This window comes from Curtobacterium sp. MCBA15_016 (genome assembly GCF_001865105.1).
In the GTDB taxonomy this organism is placed as follows: domain Bacteria; phylum Actinomycetota; class Actinomycetes; order Actinomycetales; family Microbacteriaceae; genus Curtobacterium.
Genome location: NZ_MJGR01000073.1, coordinates 1 through 463 on the forward strand (window position 1 = coordinate 1; position 463 = coordinate 463).

Annotated in this window: 1 protein-coding gene; it reads right to left on the reverse strand. The window is 75.8% G+C overall.

Annotated elements, in window-relative coordinates; translation table 11 throughout:
* Positions 1-21: 21 nt before the first annotated feature.
* Positions 22-463 (reverse strand): DoxX family protein (locus BIV03_RS18120; RefSeq protein WP_083403528.1); only part of this gene is annotated, 442 nt, incomplete at its 5' end.

Here is a 463-nt window from a genome sequence, read left to right on the forward strand (position 1 = left end):
GCGCCTCCCGTCCGTCAGGTCCTACGACTCGTCGGCAGCCGCCGGTTCCGAGGCGAGCGCCTTCCGACGCTGCGCGACCTGGACCGCGATCGCCACCGGGACCGCCGCGAGGGCGAGTCCCCGCAGCCACGGACGGTCGAAGACGTGGCCGGACGCGTGGTCGAGGGACACCGGACCGGGGCCGCCGAGGGCGAACATCGCCGCCGAGAAGCCGAGGAACGCCGGGAACTCGAACCCGCCGTCGGCGTTGAAGAAGCCGTTCGGAGTGTGCACGCTCGAGGCGACACCCATGGTCGTCGCGGCGCCCGCACCGGCGATCGGGGTGGCCAGGCCGAGCGCGAGGGCGGCACCGGAGCCGGCCTCGCCGATCCCGGCCAGGACGGCGTTGCGGCGGCCGGGCCGGAAGCCCATCTGGTGCATGCCCTGGGCGGTGCCCTCGATCCCGCCGCCGCCGAACGCGCCG